Origin of the sequence: Pseudomonas sp. GM18, from assembly GCF_000282195.1 — a bacterium.
Lineage (GTDB): Bacteria > Pseudomonadota > Gammaproteobacteria > Pseudomonadales > Pseudomonadaceae > Aquipseudomonas.
On the sequence record NZ_AKJT01000054.1, the window covers coordinates 1 to 25,210 of the forward strand.

The 25,210-nt window shown below is 57.5% G+C and carries 27 protein-coding genes and 2 pseudogenes; 10 read left to right on the top strand and 19 right to left on the bottom strand.

Annotated features, from left to right (window positions below; genetic code table 11):
* Positions 1-125 precede the first annotated feature (125 nt).
* Positions 126-1,760: a methyl-accepting chemotaxis protein gene (locus PMI21_RS12360; protein ID WP_007939119.1), complete on the bottom strand. Its 1,635-nt coding sequence runs from the start codon at positions 1,758-1,760 to the stop codon at positions 126-128.
* A gap of 295 nt (positions 1,761-2,055) precedes the next feature.
* On the opposite strand from PMI21_RS12360, the gene PMI21_RS12355 reads away from it, so the two are divergent.
* Positions 2,056-2,886 carry an undecaprenyl-diphosphate phosphatase gene (locus PMI21_RS12355; RefSeq protein WP_007939120.1) on the top strand — a complete coding sequence of 277 codons (831 nt, stop codon included), beginning with the start codon at positions 2,056-2,058 and terminating at the stop codon, positions 2,884-2,886.
* Positions 2,883-3,311, top strand: a complete 429-nt coding sequence (locus PMI21_RS12350; RefSeq protein ID WP_007939121.1) for a DUF1294 domain-containing protein — start codon at positions 2,883-2,885, stop codon at positions 3,309-3,311. The genes PMI21_RS12355 and PMI21_RS12350 overlap by 4 nt, the downstream gene beginning before the upstream one ends.
* Positions 3,312-3,318: 7 nt before the next feature.
* On the opposite strand, the gene PMI21_RS12345 is transcribed toward PMI21_RS12350, so the two are convergent.
* Both PMI21_RS12345 and PMI21_RS12340 read right to left on the bottom strand, forming a co-directional pair.
* Positions 3,319-3,678 (bottom strand): MmcQ/YjbR family DNA-binding protein, encoded by a 360-nt coding sequence (locus tag PMI21_RS12345; protein WP_033064043.1) that lies wholly within the window; start codon positions 3,676-3,678, stop codon positions 3,319-3,321.
* The gene (locus PMI21_RS12340; protein ID WP_007939123.1) at positions 3,675-4,583 is read right to left on the bottom strand and encodes a LysR substrate-binding domain-containing protein; all 909 of its coding nucleotides are present in this window, start codon (positions 4,581-4,583) and stop codon (positions 3,675-3,677) included. Before PMI21_RS12340 ends, PMI21_RS12345 begins: the two co-directional genes overlap by 4 nt.
* Positions 4,584-4,713: 130 nt before the next feature.
* Between PMI21_RS12340 and PMI21_RS12335 the strand changes: the two genes are divergently transcribed.
* Together PMI21_RS12335 and PMI21_RS12330 are read left to right on the top strand one after the other, a co-directional pair.
* Positions 4,714-5,325: an FMN-dependent NADH-azoreductase gene (locus PMI21_RS12335; protein ID WP_007939124.1), complete on the top strand. Its 612-nt coding sequence runs from the start codon at positions 4,714-4,716 to the stop codon at positions 5,323-5,325.
* 170 nt (positions 5,326-5,495) lie between these two features.
* On the top strand, positions 5,496-6,533 hold the full coding sequence (locus PMI21_RS12330) for an alpha/beta hydrolase family protein (RefSeq protein WP_007939125.1): 1,038 nt from the start codon (positions 5,496-5,498) through the stop codon (positions 6,531-6,533).
* A 51-nt stretch (positions 6,534-6,584) separates the two neighbouring features.
* Here the strand turns inward: PMI21_RS12330 and PMI21_RS12325 are convergent, their stop codons facing one another.
* The 6 genes and pseudogenes from PMI21_RS12325 to PMI21_RS12305 form a co-directional block, all read right to left on the bottom strand.
* A complete protein-coding gene (locus PMI21_RS12325; protein WP_007939126.1) occupies positions 6,585-7,772 on the bottom strand; it encodes an MFS transporter in 1,188 nt (395 codons plus the stop codon).
* A gap of 169 nt (positions 7,773-7,941) precedes the next feature.
* Positions 7,942-9,531, bottom strand: coding sequence for an ABC-F family ATPase (locus PMI21_RS12320; RefSeq protein WP_026286413.1), 1,590 nt, complete (start codon positions 9,529-9,531; stop codon positions 7,942-7,944).
* Positions 9,515-9,786, bottom strand: a pseudogene (locus PMI21_RS29890) (hypothetical protein); the annotation flags it as partial. The gene PMI21_RS12320 and the pseudogene PMI21_RS29890, both read right to left, overlap by 17 nt.
* Positions 9,787-10,037: 251 nt before the next feature.
* A complete protein-coding gene (gene dapF, locus PMI21_RS12315; protein ID WP_007939128.1) occupies positions 10,038-10,856 on the bottom strand; it encodes a diaminopimelate epimerase in 819 nt (272 codons plus the stop codon).
* A 132-nt stretch (positions 10,857-10,988) separates the two neighbouring features.
* Positions 10,989-11,195 carry a hypothetical protein gene (locus PMI21_RS12310; RefSeq protein ID WP_007939129.1) on the bottom strand — a complete coding sequence of 69 codons (207 nt, stop codon included), beginning with the start codon at positions 11,193-11,195 and terminating at the stop codon, positions 10,989-10,991.
* 202 nt (positions 11,196-11,397) lie between these two features.
* Entirely contained in the window at positions 11,398-12,075 is a 678-nt protein-coding gene (locus tag PMI21_RS12305) for an SOS response-associated peptidase family protein (RefSeq protein ID WP_007939130.1), read from the bottom strand.
* Between the two features lie 234 nt (positions 12,076-12,309).
* On the opposite strand from PMI21_RS12305, the gene lpxO reads away from it, so the two are divergent.
* The gene (lpxO, locus tag PMI21_RS12300; protein WP_033064045.1) at positions 12,310-13,209 is read left to right on the top strand and encodes a lipid A hydroxylase LpxO; all 900 of its coding nucleotides are present in this window, start codon (positions 12,310-12,312) and stop codon (positions 13,207-13,209) included.
* 80 nt (positions 13,210-13,289) lie between these two features.
* Here the strand turns inward: lpxO and ku are convergent, their stop codons facing one another.
* Positions 13,290-14,150, bottom strand: coding sequence for a non-homologous end joining protein Ku (gene ku / locus PMI21_RS12295; RefSeq protein WP_007939132.1), 861 nt, complete (start codon positions 14,148-14,150; stop codon positions 13,290-13,292).
* Between the two features lie 213 nt (positions 14,151-14,363).
* Here ku and PMI21_RS12290 point away from each other — a divergent pair, with 213 nt between their 5' ends.
* Both PMI21_RS12290 and PMI21_RS12285 read left to right on the top strand, forming a co-directional pair.
* Positions 14,364-14,723, top strand: a complete 360-nt coding sequence (locus PMI21_RS12290; protein WP_007939133.1) for a hypothetical protein — start codon at positions 14,364-14,366, stop codon at positions 14,721-14,723.
* Between the two features lie 51 nt (positions 14,724-14,774).
* Positions 14,775-15,923 carry a PQQ-dependent sugar dehydrogenase gene (locus tag PMI21_RS12285; protein ID WP_007939134.1) on the top strand — a complete coding sequence of 383 codons (1,149 nt, stop codon included), beginning with the start codon at positions 14,775-14,777 and terminating at the stop codon, positions 15,921-15,923.
* Positions 15,924-15,990: 67 nt separating this feature from the next.
* Here PMI21_RS12285 and PMI21_RS12280 read toward each other — a convergent pair whose 3' ends face one another.
* Positions 15,991-16,326 carry a DUF2834 domain-containing protein gene (locus PMI21_RS12280; RefSeq protein WP_007939135.1) on the bottom strand — a complete coding sequence of 112 codons (336 nt, stop codon included), beginning with the start codon at positions 16,324-16,326 and terminating at the stop codon, positions 15,991-15,993.
* A 248-nt stretch (positions 16,327-16,574) separates the two neighbouring features.
* Between PMI21_RS12280 and ilvA the strand changes: the two are divergent.
* A pseudogene (gene ilvA / locus PMI21_RS12275) lies at positions 16,575-17,570 on the top strand (threonine ammonia-lyase, biosynthetic); the annotation flags it as partial.
* A gap of 30 nt (positions 17,571-17,600) precedes the next feature.
* Here the strand turns inward: ilvA and eco are convergent.
* On the bottom strand, positions 17,601-18,083 hold the full coding sequence (gene eco, locus PMI21_RS12270; protein WP_007939138.1) for a serine protease inhibitor ecotin: 483 nt from the start codon (positions 18,081-18,083) through the stop codon (positions 17,601-17,603).
* A gap of 389 nt (positions 18,084-18,472) precedes the next feature.
* Between eco and PMI21_RS12265 the strand changes: the two genes are divergently transcribed.
* A complete protein-coding gene (locus tag PMI21_RS12265; protein WP_007939139.1) occupies positions 18,473-18,742 on the top strand; it encodes a DUF1652 domain-containing protein in 270 nt (89 codons plus the stop codon).
* On the opposite strand, the gene PMI21_RS12260 is transcribed toward PMI21_RS12265, so the two are convergent.
* Together PMI21_RS12260 and PMI21_RS12255 are read right to left on the bottom strand one after the other, a co-directional pair.
* A complete protein-coding gene (locus PMI21_RS12260; protein WP_007939142.1) occupies positions 18,739-19,137 on the bottom strand; it encodes a hypothetical protein in 399 nt (132 codons plus the stop codon). The two genes, PMI21_RS12265 and PMI21_RS12260, sit on opposite strands and share 4 nt — an antisense overlap.
* 90 nt (positions 19,138-19,227) lie before the next feature.
* The gene (locus tag PMI21_RS12255; protein WP_007939144.1) at positions 19,228-19,497 is read right to left on the bottom strand and encodes a DUF2790 domain-containing protein; all 270 of its coding nucleotides are present in this window, start codon (positions 19,495-19,497) and stop codon (positions 19,228-19,230) included.
* A 736-nt stretch (positions 19,498-20,233) separates the two neighbouring features.
* On the opposite strand from PMI21_RS12255, the gene PMI21_RS12250 reads away from it, so the two are divergent.
* A complete protein-coding gene (locus PMI21_RS12250; RefSeq protein WP_007939145.1) occupies positions 20,234-20,530 on the top strand; it encodes a hypothetical protein in 297 nt (98 codons plus the stop codon).
* A gap of 65 nt (positions 20,531-20,595) precedes the next feature.
* Here PMI21_RS12250 and PMI21_RS0128170 read toward each other — a convergent pair whose 3' ends face one another.
* Genes PMI21_RS0128170 through PMI21_RS29895 form a run of 5 tightly spaced genes read right to left on the bottom strand, consistent with a single transcriptional unit; the run spans position 20,596 to position 25,180 of the window.
* The gene (locus PMI21_RS0128170) at positions 20,596-21,129 is read right to left on the bottom strand and encodes a hypothetical protein (protein ID WP_033064044.1); all 534 of its coding nucleotides are present in this window, start codon (positions 21,127-21,129) and stop codon (positions 20,596-20,598) included.
* Positions 21,130-21,187: 58 nt separating this feature from the next.
* Positions 21,188-22,312, bottom strand: a complete 1,125-nt coding sequence (locus PMI21_RS12245) for a type VI immunity family protein (RefSeq protein ID WP_007939146.1) — start codon at positions 22,310-22,312, stop codon at positions 21,188-21,190.
* Between the two features lie 21 nt (positions 22,313-22,333).
* Positions 22,334-23,458 carry a DUF3396 domain-containing protein gene (locus PMI21_RS12240; protein ID WP_007939147.1) on the bottom strand — a complete coding sequence of 375 codons (1,125 nt, stop codon included), beginning with the start codon at positions 23,456-23,458 and terminating at the stop codon, positions 22,334-22,336.
* A gap of 12 nt (positions 23,459-23,470) precedes the next feature.
* On the bottom strand, positions 23,471-24,763 hold the full coding sequence (locus PMI21_RS12235) for a VRR-NUC domain-containing protein (RefSeq protein ID WP_007939148.1): 1,293 nt from the start codon (positions 24,761-24,763) through the stop codon (positions 23,471-23,473).
* Between the two features lie 3 nt (positions 24,764-24,766).
* Complete coding sequence (locus PMI21_RS29895) at positions 24,767-25,180, bottom strand: hypothetical protein (protein WP_238541221.1); 414 nt, start codon at positions 25,178-25,180, stop codon at positions 24,767-24,769.
* Between the last annotated feature and the right edge of the window lie 30 nt (positions 25,181-25,210).

The following is a 25,210-nucleotide window of genomic DNA, read 5'->3' on the forward strand; positions in this document are numbered from 1 at the left end:
GCGAGGCTGCGTTCGGCGGCGAAGCCGTCGTAAATTCTGCGCACACGGTCTATCTGGAACCGGCGTCGCCTGATTTCACGACTGCTGCGCAGCCGAACGCAGGCTGCGCCAGCTGCTACAAGTGATCAGACCCGAAATTGCTTGAGCAACCCGTTCAGCTGTTCGCTCAATTCCTTGAGGTGAACGCTGGCCACGCTCGACTGCTCGGCCGCCAATGCCGTGCTGTGGGACAACCCGGCGGCCTGGGTGACGTTCTGATTGATGTCTTCCACCACATGCGCCTGCTGCAAGGTTGCACTGGCAATCGAGGCATTCAAGCCGTTGAGGTTGCGCAAGGCCTGGCCGATGGCATTCAGGCTGGCACCGGCCAGACCGGCCTGCTCGATGGTCAGTTGCGAGGCACGGCTGCTGTCGCCAATGACCTTGACCGCCGCTTCGGAATGGCTTTGCAGGCGCTCGATCATCGACTGGATTTCTGCCGTCGACTTCTGGGTGCGCTGGGCCAGCAGGCGCACTTCATCGGCGACCACCGCAAACCCTCGACCTTGCTCACCGGCCCGGGCGGCTTCGATGGCGGCATTGAGGGCCAGCAGGTTGGTTTGCTCGGCGATGGAGCGAATCACTTCCAGGACGCTGCCGATTTGCGTGCTTTCGTCGGCCAGCGTACGAATCACTTCGACCGCTTGATCGATGGTCGAAGACAGCTTGTCGATCTGCTGCAAGCTGCCATCGATATTGATCTGGCCCTGCTGCGCCTGAGACTCGGCATCGCGCATTTCGCTGGCCGCGTGCTCGGCGTTTTTCGCTACGTCCTGCACGCCGTAGGTCACTTCGTTGATCGCGGTCGCCACCAGTTCCATTTGCTGGGACTGCTGCTGGCTGCGTTGCTGGGCTTGCGCGGCGTCGTTGCCCAGTTCGCTGGAAGACTGGCCCAACGCGCCGGCGGACACTTGCAGCTGGCTGATCACCAGGCGCAGTTTGGCGGTAAAAGCGTTGAAGTGCCGGGCCAGTTGCGTGACTTCGTCCTGGCCGTGGGTATCGAGGCTGCGGGTCAGGTCGCTTTCACCGCTGGCGATGTTGGCCATGGCGTTCACGGTTTCCTGCAGCGGGCGCACGATGCTGCGGGCAATCATGATCACCAGCAGCGCCATGATCAGTGCAATCACCAGACCGACGAAAGACGCCTTCCAGACCTGCGCATTAAACTCGGCCTGCATGTCATCGATGTACACGCCCGAACCGATCACCCAACCCCAGGGCTCGAACAGTTTGACGTATGAGGTTTTTTCCACCGGTGCATTGGCGCCCGGTTTCGGCCAGCGATAGTCGACCATGCCGGCGCCCTTGGCCTTGGCGATGGCGACCATTTCGTTGAACAGCGCAAAACCGTCCGGGTCGCGGATCGTCGAGAGGTTCTGGCCTTCAAGTTTGGGATTGGTCGGGTGCATGACCATGACCGGCGTCAGGTCGTTGATCCAGAAATAGTCATTCTGGTCGTAACGCAAACCACGCACGGCGGTCAGGGCCTGCTGTTGCGCGGCGGCGCGGGTGAGGGTGCCGGCGGTTTCCAGGCCGTGGTAGTAAGTCAGGATGCCGCTGGCGGTCTGCACCACGTGCTGGGTCTTCTGGGCCTTGGCCTGATAGAGGTCGTCGTGGATCTGCTTGAGCATCAAGGCGCCCAACGTCAACAGCATCACCACGGCCACGATCAAGATAAGCCACAAGCGTCGGCTGATCGACACACTGCGCAAGCTGTTCATAACGCTGTTACTCCGTTTTCTTGTTCTTGTCATAAACGATCGCCAGCATCGAACCACACTTTGCCGATCGGGGCCTATCCGACTCAGGTCTTATTACGCGGCAGCGTAAATGAGGCTTGTCTGATAGGATTTCGGCCCCGCGCGGAAAAACCTGAGTCCAAGTCGATTTTTCACGGAATTTTTACGGTTTTGTGTGGATCTTGTGCGCGCGGGTTTTCAGCGCACGCTGATCGCGAATAACGCTCTACAAATTATTAACGGGGCATGCCTGGGGGCATGGCTTCTTGGGGGAATGATGGATCTTTGGACAGCCTTTCAGGCATTGATTTTAGGCGTTATAGAAGGGCTGACCGAGTTCTTGCCCATTTCCAGTACCGGGCACCAGATCATTGTGGCGGACCTGCTCAACTTCGGCGGCGAGCGGGCGATGGCCTTCAACATCATCATTCAGCTCGGCGCGATCCTGGCGGTGGTCTGGGAGTTTCGTCGCAAGATCCTCGACGTGGTCATTGGTTTGCCGACGCAGCCCAGCGCTCGACGTTTTACCGCGAACCTGTTGATCGCCTTCCTGCCAGCCGTGGTATTGGGGGTGATTTTCGCCGACCTGATCCACAAGTACCTGTTCAACCCGATCACCGTGGCCAGCGCATTGGTCGTGGGCGGGATCATCATGTTGTGGGCTGAGCGCCGGCAGCATGTCGTGCATGCCGAAAGCGTCGATGACATCACCTGGAAAGAAGCCCTGAAAGTCGGTTTCGCCCAGTGCCTGGCGATGATCCCGGGGACCTCGCGTTCCGGTTCGACGATCATCGGCGGTTTGCTGTTCGGCTTGTCGCGCAAGACGGCCACCGAATTCTCGTTCTTCCTCGCCATGCCAACCATGGTCGGCGCGGCGGTGTACTCGGGCTATAAATACCGCCATCTGTTTGTACCGGCTGATTTCCCGGTGTTCGCCATCGGCTTTGTTACCGCGTTCATCTTCGCAATGATCGCCGTCCGGGGCTTGCTCAAGTTCATCGCCAGCCACAGCTACGCGGCATTCGCCTGGTATCGCATTGTGTTCGGCCTGGTGATCCTGGCCACCTGGCAATTCGGTTGGGTCGACTGGACCGCGGCCAAGCCATGAGCGACGCCGCCGCACGCAACAACCCCGGGCGCAAGTCCGGGGGAGCGATTCAGAACCTGCGGTTGAAATTGCTGGTGTTCGTTGTGCTGTGTGCAGTGCCGTTGTTTGGCTCAGTGTCGCTGTGGCTGCGCGGGGTGTCGCTGATTCCCCTGGCCGCCTACGGCATCGTCAGCGTGCTGGCGTTTTTGCTTTACTGGAGCGACAAGCACAAGGCCCGTGCCGACAGCTGGCGAACGCCGGAGAACGTGTTGCACGCGGTGGAACTGGCGGGCGGTTGGCCGGGGGCCTTGCTGGCCCAGCAAATTTTTCGGCACAAGACCCGCAAGGTTTCGTTTCAACTGGTGTTCTGGCTCATCGTGCTGATGCATCAGGTGTTCTGGATCGACCAGCTGTTTCTGGGCGCTCATCTGTTCGCGCTGTTTTAAAGCCGTTTTAAAGCAGCAAGCCGACCTGCGTGCGCTTGGGCAACTTGTTCACCACCAGTTGGTGGGAACGTTGCAGCAAGCCTTGCAGCTCTTCGGTGCCCAGCGGGTAGGGCGTTTCCATGATGATCCACTGCGCCCGGGCCAGATACGGCGCCGGGTGAATGCCCGGTCGGTCGCAATGGCCCAGGAACAGGTCCTTGTCGACCTTGAAGGCCAGGGACTGGCCCCGCAGGTTCTGCAAGGCGAACATCTTGTTCCCGGCAATCGAAAACACCCGCACGCCACCCCACTTGTAGTCCTCCCGCGCGCCGGGCAGCGCCAGGCAGAATTGCGCGACATCCTCTTCGCTCATTGGTCTTGCCTTCATAACAGTCGGTCCCCACAGGCATTGAATGATTCGATCAAATGGTCGATCCAGGCGCGCACCGCCGGCATCACCCCGCGTCGATGAGGGTAGACCGCTTGTAGCCAGCCGCCCGGCAATGACCACTCGGGCAGCAACTGCACCAGCGAGCCGTTTTCCAGTTCCTGCTCGCAATACATCATCGGCAACACGGTGAACCCCAGCCCGGACAGGGTACACGCCCTGCGCACGAGAAAATCGTCGATGCCCAATCGGGCTTCGAATGTCATTTCACAGGCCTTGCCGTGCTGGTCGAGCATCCGCAGATGCACCAGCCGATCGGCTTCCAGTGCGCCCAATATCGGTACGTTTTTCAAGTCGTCCGGGGTCTTGATCTGCCGCTCGCGAAGAAACGCCGGGCTGGCGACCATGACGGTCTGCGCCTGACGCAAGCGGCGGGTGACCAGCAAGGGATCTTCATCGCCCAGTTCCCGCACCCTCAAGGCGACATCGACGCCTTCGGTCACCAGATCAACCCGGCGGTTGAGCAGCAGCATCTCCAGCTGAACCTGCGGGAATTTCTCCAGGAAACTACTGATCACCCCCGGTAGCGTCTCGTGGGCCAACCCTACCGGGCAGGAAACCCGCAGTCGCCCCCGGGGTTCGCTGGACATGCTGGCCACCGCTTCGTCAGCCATCTCGGCTTCCAGCAGCATCGCCTGACAGTGCCGCAAGTAGCGCTCGCCCACGGCGGTCAGGTTGAGTTGGCGGGTGGTGCGTTGCAGCAGACGCGCGCCCAGGCGTTCTTCCAGTTCGGCGATGCGTCGCGACAACCGGGACTTGGGAATCCCCAGCAAACGCCCGGCCGCCGCGAAGCCGCCGGCGTCGACCACCTTGGCGAAGTAGTAGAGGTCGTTGAGGTCTTGCATGATTTACATCCGACTGTTCTATCAGTGGGACGAACTATCGCATTATTACCGGCTAATCAGCTATTGGTTTCGTCGGTAGGATTGTCCCCATCAGATCGCCGGGTGGCGATCCTCACCTTGGAGATCCCACATGAAATTACTGCATATCGATTCGAGCATTCTGGGTGACAACTCGGCTTCCCGTCAGTTGAGCGGCGAAGTCGTCAAAGCCTGGCAAGCCGCCGAGCCTGGCGTCGTGGTGACTTACCGCGACTTGGCCACCGATGCCATCAGCCATTTCTCCGCCGCCACGCTGGTCGCCGCCGGTACCGCCGCTGAGCTGCGCAACGCCGCGCAACAGCATGAAGCCGATTTGAGTGCGCAGGCCCTGGCCGAATTCATCGCCGCCGATGCCGTCGTGATTGCAGCGCCGATGTACAACTTCACCATCCCGACCCAACTCAAGGCCTGGATCGACCGCATCGCCGTGGCCGGCCAGACTTTCCGCTACACCGAAGCCGGCCCTGAAGGCCTGTGCGGTGGCAAGAAAGTGGTGATCGTTTCGACGGCTGGTGGTTTGCACGCTGGCCAACCGACCGGTACTGCTCATGAAGACTACTTGAAGGTGCTGTTCGGCTTCCTCGGTATCACCGACATCGAGTTCGTTCGCGCCCACGGCCTGGCCTACGGTGATGAAGTGCGCACCAAAGCCATGAGCGACGCACAGGCGCAAATCAGCGAGCAATTGTTCGCCGCCGCGTAAGGCTTGCGTAAAGACGTCAAACGGCGCACGCAATACCCCTGAAACTCTGTATTCTGGTCATCTTGATGGCCAGGTACGGAGTTTTTTGTTTCTGGCGGTGATCAGTTTCTGGCCCAGGTTATGCATTCGAGGGTTAATATCTGCGGTCAGGTAACAAGGTGGGGCATTCCATGGTGCGTCTTTGTGCAACGCTACTGATTTGCCTGTTCGGCAGCCTGAATTCAGTGCATGCCGCGCCTGTGCTGTATCCTCACTGGAGCGTCGGTTTCCATGAGATGACGTTCCTCGATCCGCTGGACTTGCAGCCGATGCGCGCCATCGCCTTTTACCCGTCCAGCGAGAGGGAACATTCCAGCAAGCTCGAGGGGTACACGGTCGAAGCCGGTGAAGACACCAAAATCGCCATCGGACGCTTCCCGTTGCTGATGCTGTCTCACGGCAACACAGGAACCCCGCTGGCCCTGCACGATCTGGCCACCTCGCTGGCACGCAAAGGGTTTGTGGTGGTGGCGGTGATCCATCCCGGCGACAACTCCAAAGACCACAGCCGCCTCGGCACCTTGAGCAATCTTTACGGGCGGCCGATCCAGATTTCCGAAGCCATTACCGCGACCTTGGGCGACCGTATGCTTGCGCCTTTCGTCAATGCCGATCAGGTCGGGGTGATCGGCTATTCGGCGGGCGGTGAGACTGCGTTGATCTTGTCCGGCGCCACCCCGGACCTGGACCGTCTGCGCCGTTATTGTCATGAGCGCCCGGACGATCATGATGCCTGCAACACGCAAGGTGAATTGATCGTCGACCGTGATGACTTGCAGCCAGTGCCAGACCCGCGAGTGCATGCCTTGTTGTTGATGGCACCGCTGAGTCTGAAATTCGGCCGCCAGACCCTGGCCGACGTGCATGTGCCGGTGCTGCTGTACAGCGGCGATGGCGACAAACTGGTGGCGTTCGACAAAAATGCCGCAGCGCTGGCGCGCAAACTGCCGACCGCACCGGACTTCAAATTACTGGCCGGGGCAGGGCACTTCGTGTTCCTGGCACCGTGCAACGAAGAACAGATCGCCGCCATGCCGGCGCTGTGCACCGATGCCGACGGCGTCGACCGCAAGGACATCCACCGCAACCTGATCTCCGAAGCCGGACGTTTCTTCTCCCATGCCCTGGGCAAACCAAGCCGCGCCGGCATGCAAACCGCAGATCAATAAATCAATCCTGGCCAATGCAGCAATGCCGCAATGCCGCGGGGAGGGCGGAGATCAGGCCATGGCGCGGTGTTTCAGTAACAAGGTCAAACCGAGCCCGGTCACGGACAACAACGCCGCACTGAAGAAAATCCACGAATACCCCAGGTTCAACGCCACCGCGCCCATTAGCGGCCCGGCAATCGCCAGCGCCAGATCGAAAAACACCGCATAGGCACTCAAACCCGCCCCGCGACTGGAATTGGGCACTTGCTTGATCGCTTCCACCCCCAGCGCCGGATAGACCAGCGACAGGCCGAACCCGGTCAGGCCTGCGCCGATCAAGGTGTAAACGGTCGAGGGCGCCAGCCACAGCAGGACCAGTCCCACGGTTTCAATGCTCATGCAGGCAATGGCCGAGGTGAAACCGCCGAAACGGTTGATGCTGGAAATGAATAACAGCCGCGACAGAATGAAACACACCCCGAATACCGTCAGGCAATACGCGGCGCCGGTCCAGCCACGGCTGGCGTAATACAGGGTAATGAATGTAGTGAGCGTGCCGTAACCGATGGACGCCAGGCTCAGGCTTGCGCCGAAGGGAGCGATGCGCCCGAACACTGCCCAGAACGGCAGGCGTTCGCCGCGAATCACCGGCACCGAGGGTTTGTTACGGATCAACAGCAGTGCCAACAGGGCCAGTAACGACAGCGCGATCCCGAGGCTGGCGAAGCCCAGTTCAGCCACCATCACCACGCCCAGCGGCGCGCCAATGGCGATGGCGCCGTAAGAGGCGATCCCGTTCCAGGAAATCGAACGCGCCGTGTGCTCGGCACCGACCTGGCCCATGCACCAACTGATGGTACCGACCCCGATCAACCCTTGGGCGATCCCCAGCAGCAACCGGCCGGCGATCAGGATGATCAGACTCAACAACGGCAAACTTTGCAGCAGGGTCGACAGCAGCGTCAGCACGCCGCTCAACGCAATCCCCGACAACCCGTAAACAATCGCCCGTTTAGTGCCGATGCTGTCCGACAGGCGCCCGGCCATCGGGCGGCTGAGCAGGGTGGCCAGGTATTGCGAACCAATAGTCAGCCCCGCGATGATGGCGCTGAACCCCAACTGTTCATGCACATACCCCGGCAACACGGCAATCGGCAGGCCGATGCAGAGGAAGGCAATAAAGGTATAGAAAACGATGGAAACGATCTGCAGGGTGATCGCCATGGAGCTTTGCGGGGGCAGTTGCTGCACAGACATGAGAGCTCGTTCGCGGGCGGCGGTAGGAGAACTGCATCATGGCGCGGGTGTGAAATAAAAGAAAGCAGGCTAACGATCAAACCGCTCCGCGTGGGAACGATCAATGCATCCTGAAAACAAAAAGCCCCGTCACCAGGACAGGGCTTTCCACTTGCAGCCAGAGGCCGCCTTACATCAACACACCCTGACTACGCAGGTAGTCGTCATAGGTGCCGCTGAAGTCGATCACGCCATCGGCGCTCAACTCGATGATGCGGGTGGCCAGGGACGATACGAACTCACGGTCGTGGCTGACGAAGATCAGTGTGCCCGGGTAGTTCTCCAGCGCCAGGTTCAGCGCCTCGATGGATTCCATGTCCAAGTGGTTGGTCGGTTCGTCCATCACCAGCACGTTCGGCTTTTGCAGGATCAGCTTGCCGAACAGCATGCGACCTTGCTCACCACCGGAGATGACCTTGACCGACTTGAGGATCTCGTCGTTGGAGAACAGCATGCGGCCGAGGGTGCCGCGAACCAGTTGCTCGCCGCCCTGGGTCCATTGGCCCATCCAGTCGAACAGGTTGCAGTCGTCTTCGAAGTCGTGCGCGTGGTCCTGGGCGTAGTAGCCCAGCTCTGCCGCGTCGGTCCATTTCACGGTGCCGGCGTCCGGGGTCAGTTCGTTGACCAGAGTGCGCAGCAGGGTGGTTTTACCGATACCGTTCGGGCCGATGATCGCCACGCGCTCGCCGGCTTCAACGGTGAAGCTGAAGTCCTTGAACAGTGTCTTGCCGTCGAAGCCTTTGGCCATGCGCTCGACAATGACCGCCTGACGGTGCAGCTTTTTGGTCTGCTCGAAACGAATGAACGGGCTGACACGGCTCGAAGGTTTGACTTCGGCCAGCTGGATCTTGTCGATCTGCTTGGCGCGGGAAGTTGCCTGCTTGGCTTTCGAGGCGTTGGCCGAGAAGCGGCTGACGAACGATTGCAGTTCCGAGATCTGCGCTTTCTTCTTGGCGTTGTCCGACAGCAGTTGCTCGCGGGACTGGGTCGCCACGGTCATGTACTCGTCGTAGTTGCCCGGGAACAGGCGCAGCTCGCCGTAATCCAGGTCAGCCATGTGGGTGCACACGCTGTTCAGGAAGTGACGGTCGTGGGAGATGATGATCATCAGGCTGGAGCGCTGGGTCAGCACGTTTTCCAGCCAGCGGATGGTGTTGATGTCCAGGTGGTTGGTCGGTTCGTCGAGCAACAGCACTTCAGGATCGGAGAACAGCGCTTGCGCCAGCAACACGCGCAGTTTCCAGCCCGGCGACACTTCGCTCATCGGGCCGAAGTGCTGCTCGATGCCGATACCCAGGCCCAGCAACAGCTCGCCGGCACGGGACTCGGCGGTGTAGCCGTCCATTTCGGCGAATTCGGTTTCCAGCTCGGCCACGGCCATGCCGTCTTCTTCGGTCATTTCCGGCAGCGAGTAGATGCGATCGCGCTCGGCCTTGACCTTCCACAGCTCTTCGTGACCCATGATCACGGTGTCGATCACGGTGAATTCTTCGTAGGCGAACTGGTCTTGACGCAATTTACCCAGACGCACGTTCGGCTCAAGCATGACCTGGCCGCCGGACGGCTCGAGATCGCCACCGAGGATTTTCATGAAGGTCGATTTGCCGCAACCGTTGGCGCCGATCAGGCCGTAGCGGTTGCCCGCGCCGAATTTGACCGAAACGTTTTCGAATAGCGGCTTGGCGCCGAACTGCATCGTGATGTTAGCTGTGGAGATCAATTACTTTACCTATCAATGGGTTGCGAGCTGCGCATTGTGGCGCTTGGGCCATACCTGGGGCGTTTTGGAGTTTCTCCATCTCTCCCCAGTCACCGCTAGACTTCAACCAGCGCGCATAAGTCGAGAGCAGCATCTGGACGCTTGTCCAAGCTGTTGGGCAATAAAGGCGGGATTCATGCCAGACATTCTGCATATTGTCGCATAAGTGTGACGGCAGTTGTACGGCGCGCGATAACGTGTCGCGAGCTTCTTCAGGTTCGCCCCGCTGTTTGGGTCAGCCCGGTGGGGGTGGTTCATTCTGGTGGGGGACGAAACGTAGGGAAAACCCTTGATCGGACCCGATGTTATTTTTGTTCAGCGTTGTGTTCGGGACACTGGGCACGGCTCTGGGTAAAGTCGACAGCGCTTGCCCGGCCAGGTGTGTTTCAGAAGGATTGCTGAATGGCCAGCACTTGGTCAGGGTGGGCACCTATTCAAGGGCAAGGGGGAGTGAATGATCCTGACGGCTATAAAACTTGTAATAAGTTGTCCGTGATTGTTCCCGAAAAAATAGTCTCTACCGGCCCGATGAGAAAGACAGGGCCTACGCCATCCCATTGAACCGTTACGGTGCCGCCATCACATTCAACCTCAACGGAATGGTCTAATAAACCACGACGAATTCCGCTGACAGCGGCGCCACAAGAGCAAGAACCTGAACCAAGCGGAATACCACCCCAGCGCTCCCAAATGCGCAACCGAATGCGTTGTCGGTTAATGATCTGGACGAAATGCACGTTCGTCCTGAGGGGAAACAGCGGGTCGGTTTCAATGGTCGGTCCGATGGTCGCTATATCAATGGCTGTCAGATCATCCACAAAATAGGTGCAGTGCGGATTTCCCATGCTGCAAGCTGCCGGGCCACCAGCCAGTGGCAAAACAGCAGTATCCAGTTCCTGAGCCAGGGGAATATCCGACCAGCCGAAAAGCGGCTCGCCCATGTTGACCGAAATTGCGCCGGCTGAAGTTCGTTCGCAAGTGAGTAGGCCACGGTTGGTTCGCAGCGCAATCGAAGTCATATTTGATTCGCGCATCAGCATATCCGCGGCACCCCGCGTTGCGCTGCCACAAGCATCCAGCGCGGAGCCATCTGCATTCCAAAACATCAAGCGGGCATCGGCATCATCGCAATCAAGCACTGCTGCGAGTTGATTGAATCCGACGCCTCGGTTCCGATCACCCATTCGCCGAGCCAAAGTACTTGTCACTGGATTGGCCGAGTTTCTCGAGTCCACAATAACGAAGTCATCGCCATTGGCGTGCATCTTGTGAAAACTCAGCGGCATACATTGATCCTGGCGATGAGACATGGGGTGAATGGACGTTTTAAGGCGATCTAGCCCCATTCGCATAGCCTTTGCAAGCGGTGTGAAAGCTCGAGAGGCTGATGATGTGTATGGCAGACATCAGGTCGAGACTCAGAGCACGTAGCCCGTTGCTTGTCCGAGGTGATTGTCCTGCGCGCCAGTGATCAGGTGCAGTGGAATGTGCTGTTGCTCGTCCATGGACGGGATTTCGAAACTGCCCACTATTTGAAGGTGTCGCTCACTCAGCCCGGTCGACTCTTCTGCCTTTGCCTTAGCCATTCTCGCGTGGTTCGCTGCGATTTCGTTGAGAGTTGACACGTTACATCTCCCGGTGACTGACCAAGCGTATCGCTGGAGTCCTTAAGCGTTAATGTGATTGCCGCCGCGTCAGAATTACGTCGTTCTGGGGCCGCTACCGCCGGCATGTGCAAACCCTAAGCCAGACATTGACGCGTATTCCGCGCCACGCTTTCCATGCGACGAATGGTGTCGCGCGATGTCATTTCTGGTGACAACACCTTCAGATGGGCTCGATCAGTTCAGGGCCATCGTTGTGCACATTGCCCACGGCTTGATCAACCTTGAACCACTCGAATGTCTCGGTCGGTTCGCCCTGCAACAGCACGATCTGTTCGGCGCGCTCTTTCGGTGTGGCCGGGTCCAGCCATTCCCGGGCCAATTCGGCATTTAGCGTCACTGGCTGCCGATCGTGAACATCCACCATGCCGCCCTTGCTGTCGGCGGTGATGATCACGAAGCCGTCATGTTCGTCCGGCTGATGTTCGTACCGTGGATACTGACCGATCGCCGCGCACAGGATCGGCGCGCGATCCTTGCGGCGGATGAGGTAGGGCTGCTTCTTCGGGCCGCCCTCGTAAACCCATTCAAACCAGTTATCGATGGCAACGATCGCCCGGTGCGGCCATATCGCTTTGAAGAATGGACCGTGGCTGACTTTCTCGACCCTGGCATTGATCGGCATAGGGTGTTCTTCGGACCAATGCGGCCGCCAGCCCCAGCGAACCCTGTCGGCGTGCAGCACGTCGCCTTCCTGGTGGAAGAGGGCGAGTTGAGTCGTCGGCGCGGCGTTGTAGAACTCGAATGGCTGATCGCCGGCATTGTTGACCAAGGCGTTGGGCATGCTCAGCGCCTTGACGAAGTCGTGAATGCCTCGGTACTGCGAAAGTCGTCCGCACATGGCTGAACCCTCATGCCTAATTCTGAGCTTAGACGATCCTTTAAACCGATAGCGCGTTAAGGCTGCATGGGCGTTTTGGCGGCATGAGTAGACACATTTTCACAGTTGAAGGTTAACTATTGGTTACAAAGTGTGGCTAAAATGCCATCTTTCCCAGCCATACCGACTGTCGGCATGGCTCAAGAACGCGCCATCGGGACGCACTTTGTTCATTTCAGACGTGTGACGATTTCCGTGAAACTCATTATTGCCGCTATCTATGTCATCTCCATCGCGTATGTCCACTTGCGCGGTAAGGTGCGCCACAAACCAGGCCGCCAACTAAGCGACCACTCGACGTTTCTGGCGCCGATCAATTGCTTCCTTTATATGTTCTCGAAAATCCCCAATCGGCCTTATCTCAATCCGGCGGACTTTCCTGACTTGAGCCCTTTGCAGGCTCATTGGGAAGAGATTCGCGCCGAAGGCCTGAACCTGCTCAAGGCCGGGGAGATCAAGCGCTCGAATCAGTACGACGACGTCGGTTTCAACTCGTTCTTCAAAAGTGGCTGGAAGCGTTTCTATCTCAAGTGGTATGGCGACAGTCACCCGTCGGCCGCAAAACTCTGCCCGCGTACTACTGAACTGGTGCAAGGCATTGGCTCGATCAAGGCAGCGATGTTTGCCGAACTGCCACCGGGTTCCAAACTGGTCCGCCACCGCGATCCGTATGCCGGCTCGTACCGTTATCACCTGGGGCTGGAAACGCCGAACGATGCCGGTTGCTATATCAACGTCGACGGTGAGAGCTACCACTGGCGTGACGGCGAAGCGGTGATGTTCGATGAGACGTTTATTCATTACGCTGAAAACACCACCCAGCAGAACCGCATCATCCTGTTCTGCGACGTCGAGCGACCAATGAAGTATCGCTGGGCGGCGGCGTTCAACCGCTGGTTCAGCCGTACAGTGATGGCGGCGGCGGGGGCACCGAACGATGCGGGTGACAAGACCGGTGCTATCAACCGTTTGTTTGCCAAAATCTACAAGGTTCGCTTGCGTGGCAAAGCGCTCAAGAAGCGTAACCGCGCTCGCTATTACCTGGAGAAGTGGGCGATTTTTGGCGGGCTGCTGGCGATTTTCGTGCTGATCTGAGTTTTGTGTTGTGGCGCATCAAGCCATCGCGAGCAGGCCAGTATTTTCACCGCATAACGTTTGGGCACTCCGGTAACCGATCAGCCACGAGAATGCTTCGTGGCTTTTTTGTCTGTGCTCGTTTTGGCTTTTGCTGTCGTTTTACCCGCACTCCTGGCACCGAGGCTGCGCTTGAGCAGTTCAGTCAGATCGATAACATCCGCGGTCCTGCGTTCCTCCTCGCCCGTAGCGGTTTCGACGATTTCGATCTTGCCTTCATTTGCCTTCTGCTCAACCAGCGCCATGATCTTGTCTTCGAAGCTGTCGCGGTACTCCTCGGGCGTCCAGTCGGCGCTCATGTCCTCCACCAGCCGTTTCGCCATCTCCAGTTCGCTCTTGGCCAGGTCCGGCTTGGTCACTTCACTGCCCAACTCCAGTTGATCCAGGCTGTGCACTTCGGCCGGCCAGCGCAGCATCACCAGAACCAGGGCAGACTCCAGCGGCATGAGGGCCGCCAGGTGTTGGCGGGTATGCAACACAACGCGGGCGAGGGCGACCTTGCCGGTTTTGCGCAGGGTTTCGCGTAACAGCGCATAGACCTTGCCACCGCGTTTGTCCGGCGCCAAGTAATAGGGTGTGTCGATGTTTTGCAGGGGGATCTGCTCGCTGTCGACAAAAGCAAAGATGTCGATGGTTTGGGTCGACAGTGGATGGGCCGAGCGAATCTCCTCTTCGCTGAGCACCACGTAACGACCCTTTTCGTACTCGACCCCTTTGACGATGTGCGCCTGGGTGACCTCCTTGCCGGTGACCTTATTGACGCGCTTATAGCCCACCGGCTCCATGCTGCGACTGTCGAGCCAGTTGAAATCGATCCCGTGGGAAGACGTCGCCGAGACCAGCGCGACCGGGATGTGCACCAGACCGAAACTGATTGCGCCTTTCCAGATTGCCCGTGCCATCGCCGTGTTCTCGTCAGCCCATTGATGTTCAGGTGACCTGTTGCCAGGGGGAAAGTTTCAGTTGGCAGCAACCCGGTTTTGCGGGCTGATCGGCGGTGCAGTCAACTGGTGTTACATCTTCTGAAGGAGGTTTTAGTTAACAAATCCGAACCCTGGGCGTAGCGTGGCTCTATTCATCCATGAAGCGTCGCACGCTCTTTTAGAGAGGTCTCCATGAGCCGATATGTGTTCGGCGTCATCGCGCTGGCATTGAGTAGCGTGCTGGGCAGCCTGGCCCTGGCCGCCGCCGCGCCGCCATCCTCGCCCTTGTTGTTGGCCCAGAACCTGCCGGGCAGCACCAATAACAATCCCTACAACAACCCGATCCGCCGGGCCAATCCCAACAGCATGCAAGGCACGCGCTCCGGCATCCCGGTGATCCGCGGGCCGAGCACGGCGCCTGTGCCGCAACCACCGACCCTGGAGAACGGCGGTATCGGCAACCGTTATCCGCAGGATCGCCAGGCTCCCGCCAGCCCACCGACATTCATACCCAATCCACCTCATCGGGACGCAGACACCAGCAACCGTTGAACGGCAGGAAAAAGGTCTTGCCAGCCATTTTGACGACAAAAGGAATCGTGCATGTTGCGTAAAACCCTCCTGACCACACTATTTGCCGGCGTACTGATCACCAGCGCGCCCGTGTTTGCCGCAGTCGCCCAAGAGCTGAAAAGTGAAGAGGGCACCCTTGAGGTCACGCCGATCGTTAAAGGTCTGGAGCATCCTTGGGCGCTGGCGTTTTTGCCCGGTCGCCAAGGGATGCTGGTGACCGAACGGCCGGGCAACCTGCGGGTGGTCAGTGTCGATGGCAAACTTTCGAGTCCGCTCAGCGGTGTGCCTCAGGTCTGGGCCAAGGGGCAGGGCGGGTTGCTCGATGTGGTGTTGTCGCCCGACTTCAAGCAAGACCGCATGGTCTATCTGTCTTATGCCGAAGGTGGCGGTGAGGGCGGCAAGGCGGGTACGGCGGTCGGTCGCGGACGGTTGTCGGAAGACCTGACGGCCATCAAGGATTTCAATGTGATCTTCCGCCAGGAGCCCAAGCTTTCGGTCGGCAATCACTTCGGCTCCCGTCTGGTGTTCGACCGCGACGGTTATCTGTTCATCACCCTGGGCGAGAATAACGATCGACCCACGGCGCAGGACCTCGACAAGCTGCAAGGCAAGATCGTGCGGATCTATCCGGACGGCAAGGTGCCGAAGGACAACCCCTTCGTCGGGCAAAAAGGCGTACGCCCGGAAATCTGGTCCTACGGTCATCGCAACCCGCAAGGCGCTGCGCTCAACCCCTGGAGCGGCACACTCTGGGAAAACGAGCACGGCCCCCAGGGCGGTGACGAAGTCAACATCATCGAACGCGGCAAAAACTACGGCTGGCCGATAGCAACCCACGGCATTAACTATTCCGGCCTGCCGATCCCGGAAGCCAAGGGAAAAATCGTCGAAGGCACCGTCGGCCCGCAGCATGTCTGGGAAAAATCCCCCGGCCTCAGCGGCATGGCGTTCTACGATGGTGACCGTTTCAAGGCCTGGCAGCACAACGTGTTTATCGGCGCGCTGGTGGGCCAGGAACTGATCCGCCTGCAGTTCGACGGCGACAAGGTTGTTCACGAAGAGCGGCTGTTGGGTGAGCTGAACAAACGGATTCGCGATGTGCGACAGGGGCCGGATGGTTATCTGTATGTGCTGACCGATGAAGACGATGGTGCGTTGTATAAGGTTGGGTTGAAGTAATACGCATAACCTGTGGCGAGTGGGGCAAGCCCCTTCGCCACAATGATGCATTCCCACAAATCCTGGATCAGACCTCTTGAGCCGCGCTGACGGAGTTTTTCCGCCCCTGAAGCCCGCGCACCACCAGATACAACAACGGCCCGACAGACACGAAAATCGCCGTCACCAACAAATAAGGAACCACCGACAACCCCGACTGCCCGCGCTTGCGCGCGTCCTGGTACATCCAGATACCGGCAAGCGTTGCCAACAGGTACAAATCAATGACCACCTGCGCGGTATCGGGCCGCGACATCAGGCTGATACCGAAGTCGAGCAACGACTGTTCGGCCTGCAGCATCACCGAAACGGTGTAGCCGGCGAAGGCGATCAGGGCAATGAGGGGCAGGGCGACAGACTTCATGGTTTCCTTCCTTGGGACGATGAGCAGAATCGCCAGCCTACAGAGCTCGTTGAAAATTGGCCATTGACTTGCCGTCAGCGTCCGGCTAATTTCCAGCCATGACTTCCACCGTATTGCGCTGCCAGCCAAGCATTATTACCGCCATTCCTTATTTGGCGGGCTAGCTCACGACTGCAGCACCCAACCCGCCTTAGAGGCGGGTTTTTACTTTCTGTCTCTTGGGCTCCGATCAAAGTCAGGAGACGACCATGAGCAGCACCATCGCCCAGCAGGGTTTGCTTGAGCACTACGTGAAAAAAATCCTCGCCGCGCCGGTCTACGAACTTGCGGTGCGCACGCCGTTGCAAGCGGCGCCGGCCTTGTCCGAGGCGTTGGGAAATCAGATCCTGCTCAAGCGCGAAGACTTGCAACCGACGTTTTCCTTCAAGATCCGCGGCGCCTACAACAAGCTGGTGAACCTGAGCGATGAACAGAAGGCCCGGGGCGTGATCACCGCATCGGCAGGCAATCATGCCCAAGGCGTAGCGTTGGCGGCCCGTGAATTGGGGATTGCCGCCACCATCGTCATGCCCTGCACGACGCCGGAATTAAAGGTGCTGGGTGTGCGCAGCCGGGGTGCCGATGCGGTGCTGCACGGCGAAAGTTTTCCGTTTGCCCTGGCCTATGCGCTGGACCTGGCACAGCAAACCGGCCGCACCTTTGTCTCGCCCTTCGACGACCCGGATGTAATCGCCGGGCAAGGCACCGTCGGCATGGAAATCCTTCGCCAGCACCAAGGGCCGCTGGATGCGATCTTTGTGCCGGTGGGCGGTGGTGGCTTGATCGCCGGTATCGCTGCGTACGTCAAATACCTGCGCCCGGAAGTGCGCATCATCGGCGTCGAGTCGGAACATTCCGCCTGTTTGCAGGCGGCCTTACAGGCCGGCGAACGGGTTGTGCTGCCAACCGTCGGCACCTTCGCCGATGGTGTGGCCGTCGCTCAGATCGGCGCGCATGGTTTCGAGGTCTGCCGGTTTTGCGTCGATGAAGTGTTGACCGTCAGCAACGACGAACTCTGCGCCGCGATCAAGAACATCTACGACGATACCCGCTCGATCACCGAACCTTCCGGCGCCCTGGCCGTGGCCGGGATCAAACAGTACGTGGCGCAAACCGGCGCCCGGGGCCAGACCCTGGTGGCCATCGACTCCGGTGCGAATATCAATTTCGACAGTTTGCGCCATGTTGCCGAGCGCGCCGCGTTGAGCCGCGCCCCGGCGTGAGTGATGGACCGGCTATTCCTGAACGGCGTTCTCGACGTGGCTCGACGCCGACCAGATCCGGTAGCGCACTTCGACGTCTTTGGGCACGTAGAGCACGATCGGCAATTTGCTGTTGTAGCGCAGCCTGAAGCCGTCACCGACCACTGGCACGAAGTCCTGTTTACGCTTGCCGTCGGGGCAGGCCATCAGGGTGCTCATCGGGCCGGTGACTTTTCCCAGCCGGTAAAACGGGTAGCCCCAGCCTTCGAGATTCTTTTCCTCAAGCATGCCGCCCAAGCGCTGACGGTTGCAATCGACGGTCAGGGTCTTGCCGGCCAGGATTTCGACCTGGTAGGCGTCTTCCTGCTTTTGCGGGGCGAGATGAATGACTTGGCGGGTAAAACCGCTCTCTGGCTTGGGATACGGCGCGACGTCTTCGAGTGTTGCGGCCTGGGCTACGGACGACAGAGCGGCAACTATCAGCCCGACGGTCGTGTTAAAGGGCAAAGTACCCATGATGCCTCCTTGCGTGTGTGTGGGGTCAGCGGATACTGAAGGGATGGCCGCATTCTCACTGCCGTCCTCGGTCAATGCAAACCCGCCATCAGAGATGGGTTGCAAAATGCAGGTATCGAAAACAGTCCTTTCTTGCATTTTGCATGACGTGATGTGTTGCCTTCTTCGTTAAACCCTTGATTGGCCGACGAGCCGCAGGGCGAAATTCCGGGCATGTTTTATGCTGAAGCTGTCTTGAGCTGACCACGGTCCCGTTGAGTCAGCGCTGAAACAAAAAAAGGTCGGACGTTGGAACGATGAAGCCCGCAAGGAAGAAAAGAACGGGAGATCTGAGCTCCGACCGACATTTGATTTTCGATTGGCAATCTCACAATACCGAGAGGGTGGCCATGTTTCTTTCTGCCTTGGAACTACGCAATATCGTTGAAAGCAGTTTTCTCCCGAAACGCTGCCAATGCACGCTGTCGCCAGACCTGTCGATGACCGTCAAGGTGTATTCGGACAACGAGACTGACCATCTCGACCTGTGCGTCACCGGCATAGACGCCCATCGCCTCAACGGGTGTCGGGAGATCAATCATCTGATCGCCGAGTTACGCACCGACCTTGAGCACAAGACCCATAGCCAGTTGCTCAGCCCAAAGTCGAAAGCTCATTAGCCGACCGTTTCACCCAGTTCTAGCGACACGCGCCGGGTCTGGATAAACCCCAGACCCAGCGCCAATTCCACCAGGATCGCCAGTAAGATACCCGGCCCGGCATGACCATTAAGCCATTCGCCGAAGCCCAGCGCTGCCAGGCCGAAACAGCCCACCATAAAGCCGCTGCACATCGCACTTCTCGCCGCCGAGGGCGGTGCCTGCCGCACGAGATAAAACATCACCCCCAGCGCACCGAACAGCACCGCACTGCGCCTGGCCACAAAACCCGCTGCGGACGAATACTCGATACTCCAGATCGCCAGCAACCATTGCGGCATCAAACCCCAGACCAGCGCCAGTAGAAAACAAAGCGCGGCGGTGAACGTCGACAGCGTGCGAAATGAAAACTGCATGGCGAATCCTTTCGGCAGTAGAGGGGATGCCGAAGCATAGCGTCAGAATCCCCGCAGGCCTACCGCCAAGTGCCGAATCAGAATCGTCTGTCAGCTCTGATAACTGCACGCGTCAGAAAGTTTTCGATAGGTAATTTCCACAGGTTTACCCGAGGTGCTATCGATGTATTTCATGTCAGCCGTGACCACTGTGCAGTCCAGCGTCGACGGCTCGGTCATGGAAATGACCTTGCCCACATTCAGCGGCATGCCGTAGTGATAAGGCACGGCCTGAGAGGGCGATGTGTCGTCGGCCTGAGCGAAACCTGCGAACGCGGTGCAGGTGAGGGCAGTGGCGATCAGTAATGCTCGCATGTTCATGATGGGTCTCCAGTGCAGAGGGGAAGACAGTTCGATGCAAGAGCGTCGAACCTGCCGCACTGGGCGTCAGAAGGAGCTGAGGGAGTGCGGTCCAGTAAAGTTTTGGACCGTGGGGTTAAGCGATGGTTAACCGGGCTGGATGCCGCCTGTCGTGAGGTAACGCTGTTCACTTAAGCAATTTCAGCCGCGACGCATTCTTTGTAGCAGCTGCCGAGCTCGCGAGGCTGCGTTCGGCTGCGAAGCAGTCGTCAAACCAGTGATTGCGGTGTGTCAGGCAGACCGCGTTAGCCGGACTCACGACTGCTTCGCAGCCGAACGCAGCCTCGCAAGCTCGACAGCTGCTACAGATCGCATTCCGGCTTAAGTGAATAGTGATATCTGTGAGGAGGTTTCTGTCGGATGTTTCATGCAGGAAAAAAACTGCGGGAGCTTCGGCGTGTTCCTACAGGCGTGGTTGCTTTGTCGTCTTTCGCCGGCTGGCTGCCAGCGTTTACTGTTTGGCGTCGCTGCAAAATCAGCGAACAGGTTTGGTCACCTGACTAACACTGCACATATATGTGCCATCATTCGCTCTGCGGACTTCTACGTCTCGTAGTGCGTTGCAATGGTGGCTGTGTGCAGGACGCTTTCGGGCGAGCCGTTTTGAGTGTTAGCGGTTGACCAAGCCTGTACACAGCCGCCTCCCATCGGTTGGTCACGGTGCTGGCGATTACTAACTAATACTCGAGTAATTAGTATGCCAACGATAAATCCGTTTCTCGATCGTTACCGTTCAATCAAAAGCGGCCTTACCGACTCAAATCCCTTGGTGATCGACACAGAAGCCAATCCCCAGGACATCCTCGAATCCGCCCTCCAGCGCATCCGCGCCTCCAGCCAGTTACTTGAAACACTCCACTGCCTATGCTTCAAACACGGTGATGTTCAAGACATTCCGCACATTACCCATGCGCTTTATCTGCTGACGCAGGATGGTTGCGATCTGCTGCAGGTTGCTCAGCAGCGGATGATGGGGTGGAAAGCGCCGGTCTGACACCGCACCTTCAAAAGTGGGGTAGGCTTTGAAGCTAGATGTCCGTATTCGATGGGATGAAGCGCTTATTCCAGGCGTAAAACCTTGAACCCATGGGTATCTGGCCGAACATCAACACTACCTGCTTCCTCTGGTTGCCCTTTTCCTGCGAAATAGTCATAGACCCGGAACATTCCAGCGACCTCGTTCCCGATATTTGGAATGACCAACCGCATTTGCTCTTGTCCAAGATAAAGCCAGCGGGGCAGGGCCTTCTCTGCAAAATCGATTCGTTCGATTGAATGACTGACGGGGTTTTTGCGTAAAACAGCACCTTTCAAATACGGCGAGCCGTAGTTGAGCGCAAAAATAAAACTGGAGGAAACACACTTCGCCAGGACCACCTGCCCGACAAAGTCGGTATCAGGCATGTCCGTAAATACAGTTTGTGTTTTCTGATCGAGCTCAAGAAATAAGCGCTGACCCTCTGCAGTTGACTCGACCAGTAAAGACACCTGTGTTCCATCAGAAAAAGGGCAACCGAGAATTGACTTGGGCGGCTCTGCATAGGCGGTCCCTATTGACAGGACAGTGATTAAATACAGCCATGCGTTCTTCACTTAATGGTATCCCTGAGCCCAGTCTTTCCAAGACGTTCATTGACCGATCTCGAATAATTTACTTCTCTCCCGACCAGTACCAAAGCGTATCACCCCAATTGGAGCCACTGAAACTCGGCAGGATTTCACCTTGATTGAAGTAGCGTCGGGAGTTCGCTTGAGCGGGACTGAACCAATAACCCGCCACACTGCATGGCTGACCGGCTTCGAGGCGTGCGGAAGTGTTTGACTGAGTATCTTCCTGGTCGAACCGCGCATACCAGAGAGCGGTACTGTCCTCTTCGAAGCAATCTCCATAAGGAGAATAGGTATGCAGTTGATCGGGGTTGGGAATTCGTAGCGTTTTTACGACCCTATTGACCGCTACATAGGCTGCGGGAGGCTGGTCGCTTTCGGCGCCCAACTCGGGGACTTCGCCCGCTCGAATGATCAATCCGCTGTCGTAATTCAATACCTCGACATCGCCACGGCCGCTAAAGGCGTGACGCAGCGAGGCCTCACCCCCCAACCGCTCAATAAACTGCCTCCCAACGACTGTGTACCAGTTCACACCCTTAATGTGATCGAGCAGCTCTCGTTTGAAGTTATGCACCATGGAGTCCACTTCGAGCCCGGGAAACTGCTGTGCCAGCTGAAACTCCATTGGCATGTAGCTATCGAAGTCGTAAGGCAAGATGCTTGATAAACCACCGTAACCATGTTCGGCCTTGACCTGATTGCAGAGATAAGCCAACCAACTCTGATAGCGAGCTGCACCGTCAGCTTCTTTCAACAGCGTCCAAGGCAAGGTCATCTTCAGGTATGAGCGCTTCTGATCACCATGGACCTCAAAAGAGTTAAGCGCTGAAAGACTGTATTCACCAGCCTCATCGGCTGTCGCGGCGCTACTGATATGCCACTCGTATTGTTCGTTCGAATCTGTCCCGAGAATTTCTTCTGTCGTTTTTTTGAAGCTGTCGTTTGTCAGCTTTTTATAGCGACCATCAAATTGTCCTTTGAGGTATTGGCCGTATTCCTCCTCGAAGCGGGCGAAACACTCCATGACCTTTTGCTTGCTTTCAAGCAAATAGCCCTGTTTGAAATACACCGTCGCGATCAATCCCAGCCTGATGACTGGGGTGTTGTCCGGCAATTCAAAAGTTAGGTCAGGAGCCTTTTCGCCCAGTCTTTCCAATACGTTCATTGACCGACCATCTCGAATAATTTAATTCTCACCCGACCAGTACCAAAGGGTATCGCCCCAACTGGAACCACTGAAACTCGGCATAATTTCACCCTGATTGAAATAGCGTCGGGAGTTGACTTGAGCGGGGCTGAACCAGTAACCCGAGACGCTGCATGGCTGACCGGCTTCAAGGCGTACGGGAGTCTTTGACTGGGCATCTTCCTGATCGAACCGCGCATACCAGCGAGCAGTACTGTCCTCTTCGAAGCCGTCTCCATAGGGTGAATATGGATGCAATTGATCAGGGTTTTGAATGCGGATCGGTTTGATCACCTTATTCACTGCTACGTAAGACGGAGGAGGGCCATCCTCCAGCTTTCCGAGCTCCGGATACTCACCCGCTCGAATGATAAGACCATTGCTGTAGGTCAATACCTCAATATCGCCGCGCCCGCTGAACGCATGGCGAAGCGACGATTCACCGCCCAGATGATCCACAAACTCCTTGCCTAAAACGGTGAACCAGTTGACCCCCTTGATGACATCCAGGAGTTCGATTGACGAGGCATGGGGCATGGAGTCGACTTCTAGCCCACAATACTGCTGAGCCAGTTGATACTCGGTGGGGATATAGCTGTGGTAGTCATAAGGCAAGATGCTCGATAAACCGCCGTATCCGTGCGCCGCCTTGACCTGGTCACACAAATAGACGACCCATTCCTGAAACCGTAAACGACCGCCAGGCTCTTTGAGAAGGCTCCAGGGCATCACAAGCTTGATGTAAGAGCGGAGTTTGTCGCCGTGGATTTCAAACGAATTCATTGCAGCAAGGGAGTATTCGTCTGCTTCTGTTTCATCTGGGGCACTGCCCAGAAAAAAGCTGAACTCTTCGTTGCCACCGCTCTTTGAAATGGCCTGTTGAGCTTTTTCGAAATGGGCAGGGGTCAACTTTTGATGGCGGCCGTAGACCATGCATTTGAGGTTGGACTGATACTCCTCGTAAAAACGGCGGAAACACTCCAGGACGTTTTCTTTGGTCTCGCTTGTGTAGCCTTGTTTGAAATATAGCGTGAGGATCAGACCTAGCCTCACGACGGGCTTCCCGTCCGGCAGTTCGAAAGCAAGGTCGGGTGCTTGTTGGTCCAGCTTTTCCAATGCGTTCATGCGCTCTCTCATTTAGCCGGCAGTGGCCGTGGCGGTGACTGCCGTGCCACCCAAAATTGTGACCAGCAAGGCCCAGGAAACTTGGGCCAAACGAATAATGACCAGCAGACCAGCCACGATGCTGGCTGGGATGCCTGCGGCGACAACTGCCGCCCCCACTGCAATAGCCACAACCACGGTTGCGACGACGATACCCACGTCAATCAACACCTGTACCCAGTCAATTTCGCGCAGAACGTCCAAGGTAATATCTGTATATCGTTGCACCTCTTTCCAAATGGCCCGTAACTGCTCATCCGTCCAGCGAATTACCTGCGCACCGGTCTCACTTATCCATTCCCATGCTTTTTGCGACTCACGACGGACCCACTCACCTTTGACTCCCAACCAAGTCGCAGCATCTTCCAGATGCTGTTGGACTTCTTGGGACAGTTGCCTGATGCCTCGAGCGCCCTGTTCCAACAGACTATCAACCGCGGATTGAACCTGTTGGGTCCAGCTTTCCAGATGAGCAGGTCTCGGTGTTGACGCTGGCCCGTAGGCTGGGACTGGAACAGGTGCAGGTCTGGGGGGCTCATCCGGATTTCGAGGGGGAGGTAACAGTGTCGGCCATTGTTGAGGATTGAATTCACCCGTTGGCTTGTGCTCTCTGTTGTATTGCCGGTCTCGTTCGCGATCACCATCATCGCGACAGTCGTTGATTTCAAGAACCGAAAATCGACGGCGTCCACCCGCTATCAGCAAATAAGCCCGTTCCTGATCGGGGTAAAGTTTGTCCCCGGGAAACTTCACCTCTACCAACCGTTCCAGATTATCGGGATGAGCAACGCCCTGATGATCCGCACCTGCCTGTCCCGGCCAACGGATACTGCGGCTCTTTACAATGATGACATCGGGGCGCCGCAGCAATCCTTTGACCGAACCTTTGGGAAACGGAAATAAAGTATGGCGTCGCAATGGATCGGGTTTCTCATCTTCGCCGAACCACGAGGAGCTGAGAAATGGTTTGGGTGGAAGGGATGCCATGTCAAAGCAGACTTCCGCTTTATAGTCCCAAAGAAAATTCCAGCGATATTCGTCTGCTCGGATCAACCCACTCATGACAAGTTGTTTGAGCTCCAGAGCTGTGACACCACCGTCCTTTGCCTTCTTGATAGACAACTTCGGAAACCGCGAAGCGTAATTCGCTTTTTCCATCAAGTAAGGCTTGTTGTCCGGGTTGGGCAGTGGAGCCTGTTTGATCGTGCCTTCAATGCTGGTATTAGTGCAGCCCTGCGGCGTTTGAGGTGGTTGCATGACTGCCATGTATCAGCCCTCCGTGTTGGCGTTTTTGAAATCCAGGGTCATTTCCTTTGGCGCACTTTCACCTGCCCTGATCAATGGCTCTTCAGGCTCCGGTTTACGAATTGGCGTCAACAGCTCCACTTCGGTCGGGTCGGTGCTATGGGCCAGAAAGGTCTTTCCTTCTTCGTTGGTGTAACCGGCGATACGTGTGCCGTCGCCCAGCTTCAATGTGTAAGGGCTTCCTACTAACGGTTCGCCTGTTTTTTCGTCCTGAAGCAGATACCGTGCTTTGTGACTGCGAGGTGCATTTTCGAGCAGTTTCCCGAACTTGTCTTTATCAGCCAGACCAGGCAAAAGAGGCCCCAATATCTGAATGCCAGTACCAACTCCAGGCGAGCCGCCCGAGTTGGTCTTGACCTCCGCGCCACTGATGGTCACACCCCCCCGCATCAATCTTCACAAAGCTGC

What these genes read in the sequence shown, in the direction of transcription:
- PMI21_RS12360 (WP_007939119.1), bottom strand. Translation starts at nt 1,760, where the DNA reads ATGAACAGCTTGCGCAGTGTGTCGATCAGCCGACGCTTGTGGCTTATC.
- PMI21_RS12355 (WP_007939120.1), top strand. Translation starts at nt 2,056, where the DNA reads ATGGATCTTTGGACAGCCTTTCAGGCATTGATTTTAGGCGTTATAGAA.
- PMI21_RS12350 (WP_007939121.1), top strand. Translation starts at nt 2,883, where the DNA reads ATGAGCGACGCCGCCGCACGCAACAACCCCGGGCGCAAGTCCGGGGGA.
- PMI21_RS12345 (WP_033064043.1), bottom strand. Translation starts at nt 3,678, where the DNA reads ATGAAGGCAAGACCAATGAGCGAAGAGGATGTCGCGCAATTCTGCCTG.
- PMI21_RS12340 (WP_007939123.1), bottom strand. Translation starts at nt 4,583, where the DNA reads ATGCAAGACCTCAACGACCTCTACTACTTCGCCAAGGTGGTCGACGCC.
- PMI21_RS12335 (WP_007939124.1), top strand. Translation starts at nt 4,714, where the DNA reads ATGAAATTACTGCATATCGATTCGAGCATTCTGGGTGACAACTCGGCT.
- PMI21_RS12330 (WP_007939125.1), top strand. Translation starts at nt 5,496, where the DNA reads ATGGTGCGTCTTTGTGCAACGCTACTGATTTGCCTGTTCGGCAGCCTG.
- PMI21_RS12325 (WP_007939126.1), bottom strand. Translation starts at nt 7,772, where the DNA reads ATGTCTGTGCAGCAACTGCCCCCGCAAAGCTCCATGGCGATCACCCTG.
- dapF (WP_007939128.1), bottom strand. Translation starts at nt 10,856, where the DNA reads ATGCCGCTGAGTTTTCACAAGATGCACGCCAATGGCGATGACTTCGTT.
- PMI21_RS12305 (WP_007939130.1), bottom strand. Translation starts at nt 12,075, where the DNA reads ATGTGCGGACGACTTTCGCAGTACCGAGGCATTCACGACTTCGTCAAG.
- ku (WP_007939132.1), bottom strand. Translation starts at nt 14,150, where the DNA reads ATGGCACGGGCAATCTGGAAAGGCGCAATCAGTTTCGGTCTGGTGCAC.
- PMI21_RS12290 (WP_007939133.1), top strand. Translation starts at nt 14,364, where the DNA reads ATGAGCCGATATGTGTTCGGCGTCATCGCGCTGGCATTGAGTAGCGTG.
- PMI21_RS12285 (WP_007939134.1), top strand. Translation starts at nt 14,775, where the DNA reads ATGTTGCGTAAAACCCTCCTGACCACACTATTTGCCGGCGTACTGATC.
- PMI21_RS12280 (WP_007939135.1), bottom strand. Translation starts at nt 16,326, where the DNA reads ATGAAGTCTGTCGCCCTGCCCCTCATTGCCCTGATCGCCTTCGCCGGC.
- eco (WP_007939138.1), bottom strand. Translation starts at nt 18,083, where the DNA reads ATGGGTACTTTGCCCTTTAACACGACCGTCGGGCTGATAGTTGCCGCT.
- PMI21_RS12265 (WP_007939139.1), top strand. Translation starts at nt 18,473, where the DNA reads ATGTTTCTTTCTGCCTTGGAACTACGCAATATCGTTGAAAGCAGTTTT.
- PMI21_RS12260 (WP_007939142.1), bottom strand. Translation starts at nt 19,137, where the DNA reads ATGCAGTTTTCATTTCGCACGCTGTCGACGTTCACCGCCGCGCTTTGT.
- PMI21_RS12255 (WP_007939144.1), bottom strand. Translation starts at nt 19,497, where the DNA reads ATGAACATGCGAGCATTACTGATCGCCACTGCCCTCACCTGCACCGCG.
- PMI21_RS12250 (WP_007939145.1), top strand. Translation starts at nt 20,234, where the DNA reads ATGCCAACGATAAATCCGTTTCTCGATCGTTACCGTTCAATCAAAAGC.
- PMI21_RS12245 (WP_007939146.1), bottom strand. Translation starts at nt 22,312, where the DNA reads ATGAACGTATTGGAAAGACTGGGCGAAAAGGCTCCTGACCTAACTTTT.
- PMI21_RS12240 (WP_007939147.1), bottom strand. Translation starts at nt 23,458, where the DNA reads ATGAACGCATTGGAAAAGCTGGACCAACAAGCACCCGACCTTGCTTTC.
- PMI21_RS12235 (WP_007939148.1), bottom strand. Translation starts at nt 24,763, where the DNA reads ATGGCAGTCATGCAACCACCTCAAACGCCGCAGGGCTGCACTAATACC.